The sequence below is a fragment of the Streptomyces sp. NPDC003248 genome, from assembly GCF_055563235.1.
Map to the genome: position 1 here is coordinate 1 of NZ_JBVHDT010000019.1, position 16,226 is coordinate 16,226.

Annotated in this window: 15 protein-coding genes; 12 read left to right on the top strand and 3 right to left on the bottom strand. The window is 73.5% G+C overall.

What is annotated here, in order from left to right; all coding sequences use genetic code 11:
• Positions 1-197 precede the first annotated feature (197 nt).
• From ACZ3KJ_RS31265 to ACZ3KJ_RS31300, 8 genes are all read left to right on the top strand, one after another.
• A complete protein-coding gene (locus ACZ3KJ_RS31265; RefSeq protein WP_467531914.1) occupies positions 198-866 on the top strand; it encodes a class F sortase in 669 nt (222 codons plus the stop codon).
• A 161-nt stretch (positions 867-1,027) separates the two neighbouring features.
• Positions 1,028-2,173 carry a SchA/CurD-like domain-containing protein gene (locus ACZ3KJ_RS31270; protein WP_467531916.1) on the top strand — a complete coding sequence of 382 codons (1,146 nt, stop codon included), beginning with the start codon at positions 1,028-1,030 and terminating at the stop codon, positions 2,171-2,173.
• Positions 2,174-2,267: 94 nt separating this feature from the next.
• Positions 2,268-2,654, top strand: a complete 387-nt coding sequence (locus tag ACZ3KJ_RS31275; RefSeq protein WP_467531918.1) for a cupin domain-containing protein — start codon at positions 2,268-2,270, stop codon at positions 2,652-2,654.
• A complete protein-coding gene (locus ACZ3KJ_RS31280) occupies positions 2,651-3,919 on the top strand; it encodes a beta-ketoacyl-[acyl-carrier-protein] synthase family protein (protein ID WP_467531920.1) in 1,269 nt (422 codons plus the stop codon). Before ACZ3KJ_RS31275 ends, ACZ3KJ_RS31280 begins: the two co-directional genes overlap by 4 nt.
• Positions 3,916-5,166 carry a ketosynthase chain-length factor gene (locus ACZ3KJ_RS31285; RefSeq protein WP_467531922.1) on the top strand — a complete coding sequence of 417 codons (1,251 nt, stop codon included), beginning with the start codon at positions 3,916-3,918 and terminating at the stop codon, positions 5,164-5,166. Before ACZ3KJ_RS31280 ends, ACZ3KJ_RS31285 begins: the two co-directional genes overlap by 4 nt.
• A 30-nt stretch (positions 5,167-5,196) precedes the next feature.
• The gene (locus ACZ3KJ_RS31290; RefSeq protein ID WP_389522011.1) at positions 5,197-5,454 is read left to right on the top strand and encodes an acyl carrier protein; all 258 of its coding nucleotides are present in this window, start codon (positions 5,197-5,199) and stop codon (positions 5,452-5,454) included.
• A 1-nt stretch (position 5,455) separates the two neighbouring features.
• Positions 5,456-5,935, top strand: a complete 480-nt coding sequence (locus ACZ3KJ_RS31295) for an SRPBCC family protein (protein WP_467531924.1) — start codon at positions 5,456-5,458, stop codon at positions 5,933-5,935.
• 27 nt (positions 5,936-5,962) lie between these two features.
• Entirely contained in the window at positions 5,963-6,295 is a 333-nt protein-coding gene (locus ACZ3KJ_RS31300; RefSeq protein ID WP_467531926.1) for a TcmI family type II polyketide cyclase, read from the top strand.
• A gap of 90 nt (positions 6,296-6,385) precedes the next feature.
• Here ACZ3KJ_RS31300 and ACZ3KJ_RS31305 read toward each other — a convergent pair whose 3' ends face one another.
• The 3 genes from ACZ3KJ_RS31305 to ACZ3KJ_RS31315 form a co-directional block, all read right to left on the bottom strand.
• Positions 6,386-7,414, bottom strand: a complete 1,029-nt coding sequence (locus ACZ3KJ_RS31305) for a methyltransferase (protein WP_467531928.1) — start codon at positions 7,412-7,414, stop codon at positions 6,386-6,388.
• A gap of 63 nt (positions 7,415-7,477) precedes the next feature.
• Positions 7,478-8,764 (bottom strand): right-handed parallel beta-helix repeat-containing protein, encoded by a 1,287-nt coding sequence (locus ACZ3KJ_RS31310; protein ID WP_467531930.1) that lies wholly within the window; start codon positions 8,762-8,764, stop codon positions 7,478-7,480.
• Between the two features lie 99 nt (positions 8,765-8,863).
• Positions 8,864-10,816, bottom strand: coding sequence for an ABC transporter ATP-binding protein (locus tag ACZ3KJ_RS31315; RefSeq protein WP_467532064.1), 1,953 nt, complete (start codon positions 10,814-10,816; stop codon positions 8,864-8,866).
• Between the two features lie 123 nt (positions 10,817-10,939).
• On the opposite strand from ACZ3KJ_RS31315, the gene ACZ3KJ_RS31320 reads away from it, so the two are divergent.
• From ACZ3KJ_RS31320 to ACZ3KJ_RS31335, 4 genes are all read left to right on the top strand, one after another.
• Complete coding sequence (locus ACZ3KJ_RS31320) at positions 10,940-11,929, top strand: lysylphosphatidylglycerol synthase transmembrane domain-containing protein (protein WP_467531932.1); 990 nt, start codon at positions 10,940-10,942, stop codon at positions 11,927-11,929.
• Positions 11,930-12,155: 226 nt separating this feature from the next.
• A complete protein-coding gene (locus tag ACZ3KJ_RS31325) occupies positions 12,156-13,160 on the top strand; it encodes a hypothetical protein (RefSeq protein WP_467531933.1) in 1,005 nt (334 codons plus the stop codon).
• Between the two features lie 59 nt (positions 13,161-13,219).
• Complete coding sequence (locus ACZ3KJ_RS31330; RefSeq protein ID WP_467531935.1) at positions 13,220-14,752, top strand: amino acid permease; 1,533 nt, start codon at positions 13,220-13,222, stop codon at positions 14,750-14,752.
• A 210-nt stretch (positions 14,753-14,962) separates the two neighbouring features.
• Positions 14,963-16,075, top strand: coding sequence for a mechanosensitive ion channel family protein (locus ACZ3KJ_RS31335; RefSeq protein WP_467531937.1), 1,113 nt, complete (start codon positions 14,963-14,965; stop codon positions 16,073-16,075).
• Positions 16,076-16,226: the final 151 nt, after the last annotated feature.

Consider the following 16,226-nt stretch of genomic DNA (forward strand, 5'->3'; position numbering starts at 1 on the left):
CCTCGCCGCCCTCGCCCTCGCCGGCACCGGCCTCTACGCCGCCCGCCGCAAGAAGACCGCCGGCGGACCGGCCTGACCATGCCCGACGCGATAGCAGCCCGGGCCGCCACGACACGTCCCCGTGGCGGCCCGGCCCGCCCTCCGCCCACCCGCCGCGTCGGGCCGGTCCGAGAGAAACGCCCTAGTGAGGTCGTCCGATGGCAGTCCCTCCCCCCTCCCCCGCCCACGCCGCGCCGGCACCGGCCGACCAGGGGTCCCGCGGTTCGATGACCGTGCTGGGCGCCGTGGTGCTCCTGTTCCTGGCCCTCAGCTTCTTCGGCGGCAACGATCCGTCACCCCGCTCCGCGCCCCCGCCGCACTCCCCGCAGGCCGCCTCGTCGACCTCCCCCGCCCGGCACCCGGCCGGCCGGCACCTGCCCCGGTCCGAGCCCGTGCGGCTGCTCATCCCGAAGATCTCGGTGGACGCTCCCTTCACCGACCTCGCCATCACCCCCTCGGGGCAGCTCGAAGCCCCGCCGGCCCATGACACCAACCTCGTCGGCTGGCACGCCGAGGGCCCCTCCCCCGGCGAGACGGGCACCGCGATCATCGCCGGCCACATCGACACGGCCACCGCCCCCGCCGTCTTCGCCGACCTCGGTGAGCTGGAGGAGGGGGACGTCTTCAAGGTCCGGCGGGCCGACGGACGCACGGCGTCCTTCGTGGTCGACGACCTGGAGACCTTCGACAAGGACCGCTTCCCCAGCCGCCGTGTCTACGCCGACACGGACAAGGCCGAGGTCCGCCTCATCACCTGCGCGGGCGACTACGACCGCGCGGCCAAGGACTACACGGCCAACCTGGTGGTCTTCGCCCATCTCCGGTGAGCCCACCGGCCCCGCCCCGGGCCCTGTCGGCCGGTCACCCGCGTAGTCCATCCGAATCGCGCGCCGGTGGCGACCGGCTCAAGATCGAGGCACACCGCCTCGCAGCGCCAGCAGGTGAAGCCAGCCCCTCCGTCCTCCCCGCAGAAGGAGATGTGCCCAGCATGACCACCACCGCACCCGCCCCCCAGCCGCTGACACGACAGGTGTCGCACCGCGTCTCCCAGTCCGTGTTCGACGGCTCCCGGCTCCGGGTCGTCCTCCTGGTGGACGTCCACGACGGCGCTCAGCAGCAGTTCCTGGAGGCGTACGAGCAGCTCTGCAACCAGGTCGCGTCCGTACCCGGGCACGTCAGCGACCAGCTGTGCCAGTCGATCGAGAACCCCAGCCAGTGGCTCATCACCAGCGAGTGGGAGAGCGCCCCGCCGTTCCTCACCTGGGTGAACAGCGAGGAGCACGTGCACATGGTGGAACCGCTGCACAGCTGCGTGCGGGACACCAGGTCGCTGCGCTTCCACATCGTCCGCGAGACCGGCGGCCCGGCCGCCGACACCGCGCCCGGCCCGCGCACCCTCCAGGCCTCGCCCCGCATCGGGGACGGCGTGACCCGCCACGCGCTCACCTTCACCGTCAAGCCGGGCAGCGAGAAGGCCGTCGCCAAGATCCTGGCCGACTACGAGGCGCCGAACCCGAAGGTCGACGACACCACCCGGCTGTGCCGTACGTCCCTGTTCATGCACGGCAACCGCGTGGTGCGCGCCATCGAGGTGCGCGGCGACCTGCTCGCGGCGCTGCGCCACGTGGCCCGGCAGCCCGAGGTGCGGGCCGTCGAGGAGGCCATCAACCCGTATCTGGAGCAGGACCGGGACCTCGACGACCCCGAGTCCGCCCGGGTCTTCTTCACCCGGGCGGCGCTGCCGGCCGTCCACCACGTGACGGCGGAGCGGGAGGACCCGACGGCACAGCGGTACGCGCTGTACTACCCGGCCCGCCCCGACTGCGGGATGCGGCTGGCCCAGCTGCTCGCCCAGCAGGACGAGGCGGCCGCGGAGGACCCCCGCAACCCCGTCCTGTGCAGCACGATCTTCCAGCGCGACGACGTCGTCGTACGGCTGATCGACGTCCGCGGCGGGCTCGACGCGGGCGACCCGGCGCTCTCCCTGGGCCTGCTGGACCCGGCGGCGGCGGCGGAGCTGACGGCCTTCCCCGAGGGCGCCGGCGGTTCGGCGCCGTGGGACGGCGGCCCCACCCGCGTCCTCGACCTCACCCGCATGGAACTCATCACCGACCGCCGCTCGGCCCGCGCCTGAGCCGTCCGGCACCGGGGTCGCGGCGGCCGTCCGGACCCCCGTCGACACAGCACACGATCGGAGCAACGTCGTGATCACATCCCGTCCCAGAATCGTGGATCTCAGCGAGGTCGAGCCCAACACCCGGCGCGGCGGCGATCTGCGCGCCATGCTCACGCCCGCCACGGTCAACTCGACCAGCGGCTTCATGGGCGTGGCCATCGTGCAGCCCGGCGACCGCATCGGGGAGCACTACCACCCCTACTCCGAGGAGTTCGTGTACGTCGTCTGCGGGCAGTTGGAGGTCGACCTGGACGGCGAGCCGCACCCGCTGCGGCCCGAGCAGGGGCTGATGATCCCCATCAACATGCGGCACCGCTTCCGCAACACCGGCAACGTCGAGGCCCGGATCGTCTTCCACCTCGGCCCGCTGGCCCCGACCCCGCCGCTCGGCCACGTCGACACCGAGCAGACCGAGGCCGTCCCGGTGGTGGGATCGTGAACCGGCGCGTGGCGGTCACCGGCATAGGGGTCGTCGCCCCGGGCGGCATCGGGGTCCCCGCGTTCTGGGACCTGCTCTCCCACGGGCGCACCGCGACCCGGGGCATCACCTTCTTCGACCCGTCCGGACTGCGGTCGCGGATCGCCGCCGAGTGCGACTTCGACCCGGCGGCCCACGGCCTGGACGCGGACCAGACCGCCCGCAACGACCGGTACATCCAGTTCGCCCTGGTCGCCGGCGAGGAGGCGGTCCGGGACTCCGGCCTCGACCTGGCGCGGGAGAACCCGTGGCGGGTCGGGGTGTCCCTGGGCACCGCGGTCGGCGGCACCACCCGGCTCGAACACGACTACGTCCTGGTCAGCCACCAGGGGCAGCGCTGGGACGTCGACCACGACCGGGCGGAGCGGCACCTGCACCGCGCGTTCGCGCCCAGCACGCTGGCCTCCACGGTCGCGGAGCGGTTCGAGGCGCGCGGCCCGGTGCAGACCGTCTCCACGGGCTGCACCTCGGGACTCGACGCGGTCGGCTACGCCTTCCACACGATCGAGGAGGGCCGGGCCGACGTGTGCATAGCGGGCGCCTCGGACTCCCCCATATCGCCGATCACGATGGCCTGCTTCGACGCCATCAAGGCCACGTCCCCGAACAACGACGACCCCGCCCACGCGTCGCGTCCCTTCGACGCCGACCGCAACGGGTTCGTCATGGGTGAGGGCGGCGCGGTCCTGGTCCTGGAGGAGCTGGAGCACGCGCGGGCCCGCGGGGCCCACGTGTACTGCGAGCTCAGCGGCTACGCCACCTTCGGCAACGCCTACCACATGACCGGTCTGACCCGGGAGGGCCTGGAGATGGCCCGCGCCATCGGGGTCGCCCTCGACCACTCCCGGCTGGACGGCACGGCGGTGGACTACGTCAACGCCCACGGCTCGGGCACCCAGCAGAACGACCGGCACGAGACCGCGGCGGTGAAGCGGGCCCTCGGGCAGCACGCCTACGGCACGCCCATGAGTTCCATCAAGTCCATGGTGGGCCACTCGCTGGGGGCGATCGGCGCGATCGAGGTCGTCGCCTGTGTGCTGGCCATGGCCCACCAGGTGGTGCCGCCCACCGCCAACTACGAGACCCCGGACCCCGAGTGCGACCTGGACTACGTCCCGAAGGTCGCCCGCGAGCGGAAGCTGAACACCGTTCTCTCCGTGGGCAGCGGGTTCGGCGGCTTCCAGTCCGCGGTGGTCATGACGCGGCCGAGAGGGAGGACACGATGAGCGAACCGCATCCCCGGCGCGCGGTCGTCACCGGCATCGGTGTGATCGCGCCCAACGGAACCAGCACCGAGTCCTTCTGGAAGTCCACCCAGGAGGGTCTCAGCGTCCTGGACCGGGTCACCCGCGAGGGCTGTGAGCACCTGCCGCTGCGGGTGGCCGGCGAGATCCGTTCCTTCGAGGCGTCGACGGCGGTCGAGGAGCGCTACCTCGTCCAGACCGACCGGTTCACGCACTTCGCGATGGCCGCGGCCGACTGCGCGCTGGACGACGCCCGTCTCGGCCAGGCCGACACCGCCGGTGAGCCGTTCGCCGTGGGCGTGGTCACCGCGGCCGGCTCCGGCGGCGGCGAGTTCGGCCAGCGGGAGCTCCAGCGGCTGTGGGGCAAGGGCAGCCGCTTCGTCGGGCCGTACCAGTCGATCGCCTGGTTCTACGCCGCCAGCACCGGCCAGATCTCCATCCGCCGCGGCTTCAAGGGCCCCTGCTCGGTGGTCGCGGCCGACGAGGCCGGCGGCCTGGACGGTCTCGCGCACGCGGCGCGGGCCGTGCGGCGCGGCACCGACGTCATCGTGGCCGGGGCGACGGAGGCGCCCCTCGCCCCGTACTCGGTGGTGTGCCAGCTCGGCTACCCGGAGCTGAGCACCGCCGACGACCCGGCGCGCGCCTACCGCCCGTTCACGGAGGCGGCCTGCGGGTTCGTGCCCGCGGAGGGCGGCGCCATGTTCGTCGTGGAGGAGGAGCGCTCGGCGCGGGAGCGGGGTGCGCGGGTGCGGGCCACCCTGGCCGGGCACGCGGCGACGTTCACCGGCGCCTCCCGGTGGGCGCAGTCCCGGGAGGGGCTCGCCCAGGCGATCCGCGGCGCCCTGGACGAGGCCGGCTGCGCGCCCGAGGAGATCGACGTGGTCTTCGCCGACGCCCTCGGGGTGCCGGAGGCGGACCGCGCCGAGGCGCTGGCGATCGCCGACGCCCTCGGCGCGCACGGCCGGCGGGTGCCGGTCACCGCGCCGAAGACCGGCATCGGCCGCAGCTTCTGCGCGGCGCCCGTGCTGGACACCGCGGCGGCGGTGCTGGCGATGGAGCACGGTCTGGTCCCGCCCACCCCCAACGTTTTCGACATCTGCCATGACCTCGACCTGGTGACCGAACGCGCCCGTGCCGCCGAGGTGCGGTGCGCGCTGGTCCTGGGGCGGGGACTCATGGGCTCGAACTCGGCGCTGGTGCTGCGGCACGGCGTCGCCGACGCCTCGTGACGGGGCAACGGAGCAAAGGAGAGGAACCTCATGAGTGACCGCATCACCGTGGAAGAGCTGTCCGAGCTGATGAAGCAGGCCGCGGGCATCACCGTGGCGCCGGAGGAGCTGCAGCAGCGGTCCGGGACCGGGTTCGACGCGCTCGGCGTCGACTCGCTCGGGCTGCTGGGCATCGTGGGCGAGCTGGAGAACCGCTACGGCGCGCCGCTGCCGCCCGACGCGGAGCGCTGCAAGACGCCCCGGCAGTTCCTCGACCTCGTCAACAGCGCCCTCCCGGCAGGAGCGTGACATGGCCGGACACACGCGGAACGAGATCGTCATCGCCGCGCCGCTGGACCTGGTCTGGGACATGACCAACGACGTGGCGAACTGGCCCCGGCTGTTCAGCGAGTACGCCTCCGCGGAGATCCTGTCGCAGGAGGGGAACAGGACCACCTTCCGGCTGACCATGCACCCCGACGAGAACGGCACCGTGTGGAGCTGGGTCTCGGAGCGGGAGCCGGACCGCGACACGCTCAGCGTGAAGGCCCGCCGCGTCGAGACGGGTCCCTTCGCGTACATGAACATCCGGTGGCAGTACGAGGAGGTCCCCCAGGGCACCCGGATGGTGTGGACGCAGGACTTCGAGATGAGGCCCGACGCCCCGGTCGACGACGCCTGGATGACCGACAACATCAACCGCAACTCCAAGGTCCAGCTGGCCCTGATCCGGGACCGCATCGAGAAGGCCGCCGCGGACCGCGGGTCCGTGCCGTCCGTGACCGACTGAGCCGGAAGCCGCAAGGAGGACAGGAACATGCATCAGGCCCTGATCGTGGCCCGGATGGCTCCCGGGTCGGCGCCGGACATCGCCAAGCTGTTCGAGGAGTCGGACCGTGGAGAGCTGCCCCACCTGGTGGGGGTGTCCCGGCGCAGCCTCTTCCAGTTCGGTGATGTGTACATGCACCTCGTCGAGTCGGAGCAGGACCCCGGGCCGGCCATCGCCAAGGTGGCCGGACACCCGCGGTTCCGGGACATCAGCGAGCGGCTGTCGGCGTACGTCAGCGCGTACGACCCCGAGACCTGGCGGTCGCCGAAGGACGCCATGGCGCACTGCTTCTACCGCTGGGAACGGGACTCCGCCGGCTGAGGACGCCCCTCGACCGGCCACCGGTCGCCGGGTCCGCGCGTGGCGCGGACCCGGCGACCGGTGGTTTGCCCCGAGGGTCTCCCGGGGTGCTCAGCGGGGGACGGTGCAGTCGAACGCGTGCAGGTAGGGGTTGACCGGCCGGACGTCGCCGACGACCAGCCCGGCGTCGGCCAGCCGTGCGGTCATGGACGCGGTGGTGTGCTTGGCCCCGCCGACGTTGAGGAGCAGCAGCAGGTCCATGGCGGTGCTGAACCGCATCGACGGCGTGTCGTCGACGAGGTTCTCGATGACCACGACCCGGGTGCCGGGCCCGCCCGCCCCGATGACGTTGCGCAGGGTGCGGGCCGTGCTGTCGTCGTCCCACTCCAGGATGTTCTTGATGACGTACACGTCCGCCCGGACCGGGACGTCGGCGCGGCAGTCGCCGGGCACGATGGTCATCCGGTCCGCGAGCGCGCCGCCCGGGCGCAGTCGCGGGTCGGCGTTCTCGACCACGCGCGGAAGGTCGAGCAGGGTGCCGCGCAGGGACGGGTACTTCTCCAGCAGGCTCGCCACCACGTGCCCCTGGCCGCCGCCGATGTCGGCGACCGACGCGCAGCCCGACAGGTCGAGGAAGCGCGCGACGTCCTCGGCGGACTGCCGGCTGGAGGTCGTCATGGCCCGGTTGAAGACCTCGGCGGACTCGGGAGCGTCCTCGTTGAGGTAGGTGAAGAACTCCCTGCCGTACAGGTCCTCGACGACGTTGCGGCCGGTGCGGACCGCCTCGTCGAGTTTCGGCCACGCGTCCCACGTCCACGGCTCGGTGCACCACAGGGTGATGTAGCGCAGGCTGTGCGGGTCGTCCTCGCGCAGCAGCCGGGACATCTCGGTGTGGGCGAACCGGCCGTCCGGCTGCTCGGCGAAGACGCCGTAGCAGGACAGGGCCCGCAACAGCCGCCGCAGCGGGCGGGGTTCGGTCTTCACCGCCGCGGCGAGGTCGTCCACGGCCACGGGTCCGTCCCCGAGGGCGTCGGCGACGCCCAGCCGGGCGGCGGCGCGCAGGGCGGCGGCGCACGCCGCCCCGAACGCCAGCTCCCTCAGTCGCATGGACGGTGGTGGAGCAGTCTCAGCGGTCGTCATGTGCCGCCTTCCTTCCTTGTCGGTTCCACCTTCTCGGTGGCGCGGCCGGCCCGGTCCGGCCGGTCAGCACAGTCCCGCGGGCCGGGAGGCCCGGCAGGAGTTGCGTTCGAAGGTGTTGTCCTTGCCGCCGGTGTCGGTGTCGACGAGGTCCGCCGGGGAGTTGCCGCTCAGCACGTTGTCGCTGATCCGGTTCCGCTCGCTGGGGGTGCCGACGAAGCTCTTGAAGATGACGATGCCGCCGGACAGCGGGGAGGCGCCGGCGTTGTCCCTGACGGTGTTGCGGGTCACCACGGTGTCGTCGACGCCGGTCAGGACGATCCCGGAGCCCTGGAGGGCGTCCAGCCGGGCCGTCTTCGGACACGACTTGTTGTTCCGCTCGACGCGGTTGCCGCTGACGGTCACGGCGCCGGCCTTCGGCTTGTTCTCGTCGCCGACGACGAAGACCCCGGCGCAGTTGCCGGTGATGCGGTTGTGCTCGACGGTGACGTTGCGCAGGCGGCGGACCGTGACGCCGATCCGGTTGCCCTCCAGCCGGTTGCGGTCGACGACGGTTCCGGCGGTGTCCGCGGCGCCTTCCTCGGCCGTGACGGTGTTGGCGAGGAACAGGCCCGCGTCGCCGTTCTCCCGGGCGGTGTTGGCGCGGAAGACGCTGCGGCGGGAGTGCTCCTCGGCGATGCCCCAGACGCCGTTCTTCGCCGCGAGCACGTTCCGCACGGTGAGTCTGTCGGTCCACGCGGCCGACACGCCGGTCCTGGCGAAGCCGGTCACCGTCAGGGAGGTGATGGTGACGTCCTCCAGACGGCGGTCCTTCGTCCCCTCCACGCAGATGCCGTTGCCGGCCTCGGCGCAGCCGGCGGCGGCCTTGTCCGCGGCCTTGCCCTCGTCCTTCCCCGCGGCCTTGCCCTCAGCCTTGCCCTCGGCCTTCCCCGCGGCCTTCTCCGGGTCGACCGGACGGGTGGCGGTCTGGCGCGTGGCGGCCTGCTGGTCGGCCGGCTGAGAGGTACCGGCCGTCTGGGTGGTACCGGCCGCCGGCTGGGTGGTACCGGCCGTCTGAGTGGTGCCGGCCGCCGGCTGGGTGCCGGTCGCCGGCCGGGGGGCCGGTTCGAGCACCACGCCGCGGCCCGTGCCGCGCAGCGTCAGTCCCGGTGTGGTCACCCTGACGGACTCGCGGTAGACGCCGGGGGTCACGAGCACGGTGTCGCCCGGTGCGGCGGCGTCCACCGCCTTCTGGATCGACTGCCCCGGGTGGACCACGAGGGTCGCGTGGCCGGGCACGGGCGGAGCGGCGCCGAGGCCCGCTCCGACGACCGCCGCGGTGCACGCCAGGTACGCGATATGGCATTTAGTCATATTCCGCACCATATGATCGGATGGTCCGCTGGTAGGTGGGATCGACCATCCGACGGCGTGTCACACGCGGGCGCGCCGGGCCCTCCCGGGCGACCGCCCTCACACCGCCGCCCCGGCGACCGCCTCCACCCCCTCCCCGGAGACCGGCCCGGAGACCGCTCCGGAGTCCGTCCCGGAGACCGCCCCGGCCGCCGCCTCCGGCCGCTCGAACTGCGTCCGGTACAGCTCCGCGTACCGCCCGCCCGCCGCCAGCAGCTCCTGGTGCGTGCCGCGTTCGACGATCCGGCCGGACTCGACGACCAGGATCAGATCGGCGGACCGCACGGTCGACAGACGGTGGGCGATGACCACGGCGGTGCGCCCGGCGAGGGCCTCGGCGAGCGCCTCCTGGACGGCCGCCTCGGAGGTGTTGTCGAGGTGGGCGGTCGCCTCGTCGAGGATGACCACGCGCTGGCGGGCCAGCAGCAGCCGGGCGATGGTCATGCGCTGGCGCTCGCCGCCGGAGAGGCGGTAGCCGCGCTCGCCGACGACCGTGTCGAGGCCGTCGGGCAGGGAGCGGACCAGGTCGTCGAGACGGGCGCGGCGCAACGCGTCCCACAGGTCGTCCTCGGTGGCTTCGGGCCGGGCGAGGAGGAGGTTGGCGCGGACGGTGTCGTGGAAGAGGTGGCCGTCCTGGGTGACCATGCCCAGCGTCTCGCGCAGGGACCGCGCGCTCAGGTCGCGCACGTCGACCCCGCCGATCCGGACGGCGCCGGCGTCGACGTCGTACAGGCGCGGCAGGAGCTGGGCGATGGTCGACTTGCCGGCGCCGGAGGAGCCGACGAGGGCGACGGTGCGGCCGGGTTCGGCACGGAAGGACACGCCGTGCAGGACCTCGGCGCCCCCGCGGGTGTCGAGGGCGGCGACCTCCTCCAGGGAGGCGAGGGAGACCTTGTCGGCGGACGGGTAGCCGAAGCGGACGTCCTCGAAGACGACGGAGACCGGCCCCTCGGGGACCTCGCGGGCGTCCGGCCTCTCCTCGATGAGCGGCTTCAGGTCGAGCACCTCGAAGACGCGCTCGAAGCTGACCAGGGCGCTCATCACCTCCACGCGCGCCCCGGCGAGGGCGGTGAGGGGGGCGTACAGGCGGGTCAGCAGGAGGGCGAGGGCCACGACGGCGCCGGCGTCCAGGGCGCCGTCCAGGGCGAGCCGGCCGCCGAGGCCGTAGACGAGGGCGAGGGCCAGGGCGGAGACGAGGGTGAGGGCGGTGATGAACAGCGACTGGGCCGTCGCCGTGCGCACGCCGATGTCCCGGACGAGCGCGGCGCGCGCCGCGAACTGCGCCGACTCCTGCTCGGGGCGGCCGAAGAGCTTGACCAGGGTGGCGCCGGGCGCGGAGAAGCGCTCGGTCATCCGGGTGCCCATCGCCGCGTTGAGCTCGGCCGCCTCCCGCTGCATGTCGGCCATCCGCCGGCCCATCCGCCGGGCGGGGATCACGAACACCGGCAGCAGGGCCAGGGCGAGCAGGGTGACCTGCCAGGACAGGGTGAGCATCACGGCGAGGGCGAGCAGCAGGGTGACCAGGTTGCCGACCACTTGGGACAGGGTGTTGCTGAAGGCGCGCTGGGCGCCGATCACGTCGTTGTTGAGCCGGGAGACGAGCGCTCCCGTGCGCGTGCGGGTGAAGAACGCGACCGGCATCCGCTGCACATGGTCGAAGACGGCCGTGCGCAGATCGAGGATGAGCCCCTCCCCCAGGGTCGCCGAGAGTTTCCTGCCGAGGACGGCGAGCACCGCCTCCAGGACCGCGAGGAGCGCGATGAGCAGGGCCAGCCGGACGACGGTGCCGGCGTCGCCGTGCGACACGATCGCGTCGACGACCCGCCCCGCGAGGACGGGGGTGGCGACGGCGAGCAACGCGGTCACCGCCCCGAGCAGCACGAACAGGGCGATGCGGCGGCGGTGCGGACGGGCGAAGGCGCCGATGCGGCGCAGCGTCGCGCGGTCGAAGGGGCGGCGTTCGTGGCGGGCGTGCATGACGCCGTACAGCTGCGTCCAGGCGGTGGTCTCCATGCTCATGCTGACGAACCTAGAACCTCAAGCATCGTTGAGGTCAACACGACGATGTCTCCTCCCCCGCCGCCGTCCACACCGCGGTCACCGTGCGTTGACGTGCCGCGGAGAACCTCTCCAGGTGTGACCGCGACCCCGCTCTCCCCAGCGCCCGCCCCCCGGAGCCGTCTCCCGTGGCGGCCGACCGCGCGCGGACTGCGCCGGGCCCTGTGCCTGCTGCCCCTCGCCCTGGTCGGGGTCGTCGCGGTGCGGCACCGGTCCGTGCTCGCCGAGGGCGTCGCCCAGCTGCGCACGGCCGAGTGGCCCTGGCTGCTGGCCGCGGCCGGGGCGACCTGTCTGACCTGGGTGGCGGCGGCCGTCACCCGGCAGGGCGCGGTCGTCCAGCCGCTGCCCGCGCTACGGCTGCTGGCCACGCAGTTCGCGGCGGGCACCGCCAACCACCTGCTGCCGACCGGCCTCGGCGCGAGCGCGGTCAACCTGCGGTTCATGGTCGTGTGCGGGGTGCCGCCGGCCCGTTCCTCGGCGGCCCTGGCGCTGTACCTGCTGGCGGAGGGCGTCGCCCGGGTGGGGCTGCTGGCCGCGCTGCTGCTCGCCTTCCCCGGCGCGCTCCGGCTCGGCCCCCTGCTGCCGGCGGGAGCGCTCGGCCCGCTCCTGGCGGTGCTCGGCGCGGCCGCGCTGGTGGCGGCGGGCGCGCTCGTCCTCGTACGGCGGCTGCGGTCGGCCGTGGGCGCGTTCCTGCGCACGGCGCTGGGCGAGGCGCGTTCGGTGCACGCCCGTCCGGCACGGGCCCTGGCGCTGTGGGGCGGTTCCCTCGCCTTCCCGGTGCTCCAGGCGGCCGGGCTGGCTGCGGTGGGGCGGGCCCTGGGGCTGCCGGTGCCCGCGACGCACATGGCGGTGGCGTACCTGGCGGCCACGGTGGCGGTGGCGCTCGTCCCCACGCCCGGCGGGATCGGCTCGGTCGAGGCGGCGCTGGTCGTGGCATTGGTGGCGGTGGGCGGCCCGGTCGCGGTCGCCACGGCCGTGGTCCTCGCCTACCGCGTCGTCACCGTCTGGCTGCCGCTGCTGCCGGGGGCGCTGACCCTCGGGGCGCTGGTGCGGCTGAAGGTGATCTGACCGGCGTCCCGCGCTCTCCTCCTCCCGGCGATTGATCACCCGTCAACTATTCCCAGGTAAAGGGTCGTTGGGGAGATCCCAAACGGTGTGTGAGGCGCCACGGCCGCCTCTATAGTGACCGCCGACCGACGCGATCTCCCTTTCCGCTCCGGCCTCCGCCCCGAGGAGGGCTGTTGTTACTCCACCCTGCCGTCCTGTCCGTTCCCCGGCCCGGGACGAGCGGCTGATGGCCAGAGACGGAGCACGCCCCGCCTACGACCCGGCCGGGCACGACGACGAGCTGCGCGCCGCCCTCCAGGAGGTGCGCACCGGGCGCTGGCTGTCGATGCGCACCCTGCTGGCGCGCACCACGGCGTGGGAGCCGTGGACCCGGCGCACGCAGGTTCTGGGGGCGGCGGCGGCCGGGACCGACGTGGTCCGGGCCTGGCTCGCCGAGGAGCCGGACAGCGTACCGGCCGCGGTCATGCGGGCCCGGGTCGCCGTCGAACGGGCGCTGCGGGCGCACCGCGAGCGCCACCGCCGCACCCACGAGCTGTGGATCGAGGCCTGGGACGTGAGCCAGTCGGCCGCCCGGGCCGCCCCGCCGGACCCCGTGCCGTGGGTGTGCCTGCTCGCGCTGGCCCAGCTGGACCGCCGGCAGCTGTGGGACGAGCACCGGGTGAAGCCGCCGGAACCGACCCTGCCGGCGGGCCCGTGGGGCCTGCTGGCCGAGGCCGTCGGGCGCGACCCGCACAACCGCGAGGCCCACCACCGGATGCTCCAGTTCCTGTACGCGCAGGCGGCGTCCGGACGGCTGGCGGAGGCCTCCGGTTTCGCGCACCTGACCGCCGAGCAGGCCCCGCCGGGCTCCGCGCTGCACCTGCTGCCGCTGTACGTCCGGGTGGAGCGCTACCGGCGCGGCGGCGGGCGGGGCGCCGCCCTCGACCTGCACTGGGTGGGCGAGGACGCCACCCGCGAGGCACTGAGCGCGGACGCCTCGTGGTTCGGGCACGCGGACGCCGCGGAGCGCTCCCCGCTCGACCTCAACCACCTGGCCCACGCCCTGTGGGGGGCGCTGCGCTTCACCGACGCCGCCCGGGTGTTCGACGCGATCGGCCCGTACTGCACCCCCCTGCCCTGGGCCCACCGCGCCACGGTCCCGGGCGATCCGGGCCAGGCGGTGCAGGTGTTCCTCCAGGCCCGCGCGCGCTGCCGCACGGCGGCGCGCGGCCGGGGCCCCGCCGCCGGCTGAGCCGTGCGGCTCCCGGGCCGTCCGTCCCGTTTCCCCTACCCGACCTCGGAGGTCCCCGTATGTCCCGCACCCCGGAGCCACCGGCTCCGACCGCCGTCCCGCGCCCCGACGAGGAGCAGCGGCTGCGCGAGCTCGGCTACCGGCCGGTGCTGGCCCGCCGTATGGGCGGCTTCGGCAACTTCGCGATCAGCTTCTCCGTCATCTCCATCCTGTCCGGCTGCATGACCCTGTACGGCTTCGGCATGGGCGCGGGCGGCCCCGCCGTGATGCTGTGGGGCTGGGCCGGCGTCGGCCTGTTCGTGTTGTGCGTGGGGCTGGCGCTGGCCGAGGTGACCAGCGCGTACCCGACGTCGGGCGCCCTGTACTACATGGCCGACCGGCTCGGCGGGCGCCGCTGGGGCTGGTACACGGGCTGGCTGAACCTGCTCGGCCTGCTCGGCGCGATCGCCGGCATCGACTACGGCGCCGCCCTGTTCGCGGGGGCCTTCGCCAACCTCCAGTGGGGCTTCGAGCCGACGCCGGGGAAGACGATGCTGATCTTCGTGGCGATCCTGCTGCTGCACGCCGTGCTGAACCTGTTCGGGGTCCGGCTGGTCAGCGTCCTGAACTCGATATCCGTGTGGTGGCACCTGGCGGGCGTGGCGCTCATCGTCGGCGCGCTGGCGATCGTGCCCGACCACCACCGGTCGCCGTCCTTCGTCTTCGGCGAGTTCGTCGACGGCACCGGCTGGGACAACCCGGTGTACGTGGCGGCGATCGGTCTGCTGCTCGCCCAGTACACGTTCTCCGGCTACGACGCCTCCGCGCACCTGTCGGAGGAGACCGCCAACGCGTCGGTGTCGGCGGCGCGCGGCATCGTCCGGTCGATCTGGGTGTCCTGGATCGCGGGCTTCGTCCTCCTCGCGGGCCTCACCTTCGCCATCCAGGACTACGCCGCGACCCGGGACACCGCCACCGGCGTACCGCCCGCGCAGATCCTGCTCGACGGCCTCGGTACCGGCGGTGCGAGCGCGCTGCTGCTGGTCGTGATCGTCGCCCAGCTGTTCTGCGGCAACGCCGAGGTCGCGGCGGCCAGCCGCATGGTGTTCGCGTTCAGCCGGGACCGCGCGCTGCCGGGCTCGCACCTGTGGCGCAGGGTCAGCGCCCGCACCCAGACCCCGGTCGCCGCCGTGTGGCTGTCGGTCGCGGTCGCCTGCGTCCTCGCGCTGCCGTCGCTGTACTCGGCGACGGCGTACGGCGCGGTCACCGCCATCAACGTCATCGGCATCACACCGGCGTACGCCATCCCGGTGCTGCTGCGACTGCGCGCGGGGGACCGTTTCCGGCCGGGTCCGTGGCACCTGGGCCGGTGGAGCAGGCCGATCGGCTGGACGGCCGTGGTGTGGGTGGCGTGCGTGACGGTGCTGTTCTGCCTGCCGCAGTCCTCTCCGGTGACCGTGGACACGATGAACTACGCCTCCGTCGCCCTCGCCGTCGTGCTGGTCCTGGCCACGGTGTGGTGGTTCGTGGCCCGCCGTTCGTACGGAACGCCCGCCACGGCCGCGTACGGCTCGGACCGGGAGCAGGCCGAACTGGCCGAAGGCATCGTCTGAGCGCACCGGCCGCCTGCGAACTGCCGTGCCGGATACGGCAGGATGTGCGGTCGCGCCCGTTCCCGGACGGGCGCGACCGCGACATCGCAGAGAAGCCAGCAAGTGAACAGGTGACAACGTGACGACACTTCACATCCGGCCGTCGGCGGCCCGGACGGGCGCCCAGGCGGGTGGCCCCTCCGCCGCGGAGCGACTTCCCGGAGGCGGCCGGTGAACCGCGCGCTGACGCTCGACGACTGCGTCCTCGCCGGCATCGCCCTGGCGGCGGGCCTGCTGGTGGCGTTCCTCTCCCGCACCCTGCTGCGCTGGCTGGCCAAGCACGCCAAGCGCACCCGCTGGAGCGGCGACGACGTGATCGTGGACGCGCTGCGCACGGTGGTGCCGTGGGCGGCGATCGCGGGCGGCGGGGCCGCCGCCGCGGCGGTGCTGCCGCTGACCCGGACGGTGCAGCACACCGTCAACCAGTGCCTCACCGTGCTGCTCATCTTCGTCGTGACGGTGTCGGCGGCGCGGGTCGTCGCCGGACTGGTGCAGTCGGTCACCTCCTCCCGCTCCGGCGTCGCCGGATCCGCGACGATCTTCGTCAACATCACCCGGGTGCTGGTGCTGGCCATCGGCTTCCTGGTGGTGCTCCAGACCCTCGGCATCTCCATAGCGCCGATGCTCACCGCCCTCGGCGTCGGCGGTCTGGCGGTCGCGCTCGCCCTCCAGGACACCCTCGCCAACCTCTTCGCGGGCATCCACATCCTGGCCTCCAAGACGGTCCAGCCCGGCGACTACATCAAGCTGAGCAGCGGCGAGGAGGGCTACGTCGAGGACATCAACTGGCGCCAGACGACCGTCCGCAACCTCTCCAACAACCTGGTCGTCATCCCCAACGGGCAGCTCGCCAAGACGAACATGACCAACTTCATGCGTCCCGAGCAGCAGCTGACGATCCTGGTGCAGGTGGGCGTCGCCTACGACAGCGACCTGGAGCACGTGGAGCGGGTGACGAAGGAGGTCGTCACCGAGGTGATGACGGAGATCACCGGCGCGGTCCCGGACCACGAGCCCGCGGTGCGCTTCCACACCTTCGGCGACTCCCGGATCGGCTTCACCGTCATCCTCGGCGTCGGCGAGTTCAGCGACCAGTACCGGATCAAGCACGAGTTCATCAAGCGCCTGCACCGGCGCTACCGCGCGGAGGGCATCCGCATCCCGGCACCCGCGCGCACCGTCTCGCTCCAGCAGGGCGCGGTGGTCATCCCGCAGCAGCGCACGGGCGGCACGGGCGACGGCATCGTGCCGGACACCGGCCTGGGTGGCGGCCGGCCGCTCTGACGGCCATGACACCGGCCCCCCGGGGGGGGGAGCCGGTCGCTCCGAGGAGAGGGGACACCGGCCCGGGGGGGTCGGCCGCTCCGAGGGGCCGGGGCGCCGGCCCGGGGAGGCAGTCGGCCGCTCCGAGGAGCGGGGACACCGGCCCGGGGGG

What these genes read in the sequence shown, in the direction of transcription:
- ACZ3KJ_RS31270 (WP_467531916.1), top strand. Translation starts at nt 1,028, where the DNA reads ATGACCACCACCGCACCCGCCCCCCAGCCGCTGACACGACAGGTGTCG.
- ACZ3KJ_RS31305 (WP_467531928.1), bottom strand. Translation starts at nt 7,414, where the DNA reads ATGACGACCGCTGAGACTGCTCCACCACCGTCCATGCGACTGAGGGAG.
- ACZ3KJ_RS31330 (WP_467531935.1), top strand. Translation starts at nt 13,220, where the DNA reads ATGTCCCGCACCCCGGAGCCACCGGCTCCGACCGCCGTCCCGCGCCCC.
- ACZ3KJ_RS31295 (WP_467531924.1), top strand. Translation starts at nt 5,456, where the DNA reads ATGGCCGGACACACGCGGAACGAGATCGTCATCGCCGCGCCGCTGGAC.
- ACZ3KJ_RS31290 (WP_389522011.1), top strand. Translation starts at nt 5,197, where the DNA reads ATGAGTGACCGCATCACCGTGGAAGAGCTGTCCGAGCTGATGAAGCAG.
- ACZ3KJ_RS31310 (WP_467531930.1), bottom strand. Translation starts at nt 8,764, where the DNA reads ATGACTAAATGCCATATCGCGTACCTGGCGTGCACCGCGGCGGTCGTC.
- ACZ3KJ_RS31265 (WP_467531914.1), top strand. Translation starts at nt 198, where the DNA reads ATGGCAGTCCCTCCCCCCTCCCCCGCCCACGCCGCGCCGGCACCGGCC.
- ACZ3KJ_RS31325 (WP_467531933.1), top strand. Translation starts at nt 12,156, where the DNA reads ATGGCCAGAGACGGAGCACGCCCCGCCTACGACCCGGCCGGGCACGAC.
- ACZ3KJ_RS31315 (WP_467532064.1), bottom strand. Translation starts at nt 10,816, where the DNA reads ATGGAGACCACCGCCTGGACGCAGCTGTACGGCGTCATGCACGCCCGC.
- ACZ3KJ_RS31285 (WP_467531922.1), top strand. Translation starts at nt 3,916, where the DNA reads ATGAGCGAACCGCATCCCCGGCGCGCGGTCGTCACCGGCATCGGTGTG.
- ACZ3KJ_RS31300 (WP_467531926.1), top strand. Translation starts at nt 5,963, where the DNA reads ATGCATCAGGCCCTGATCGTGGCCCGGATGGCTCCCGGGTCGGCGCCG.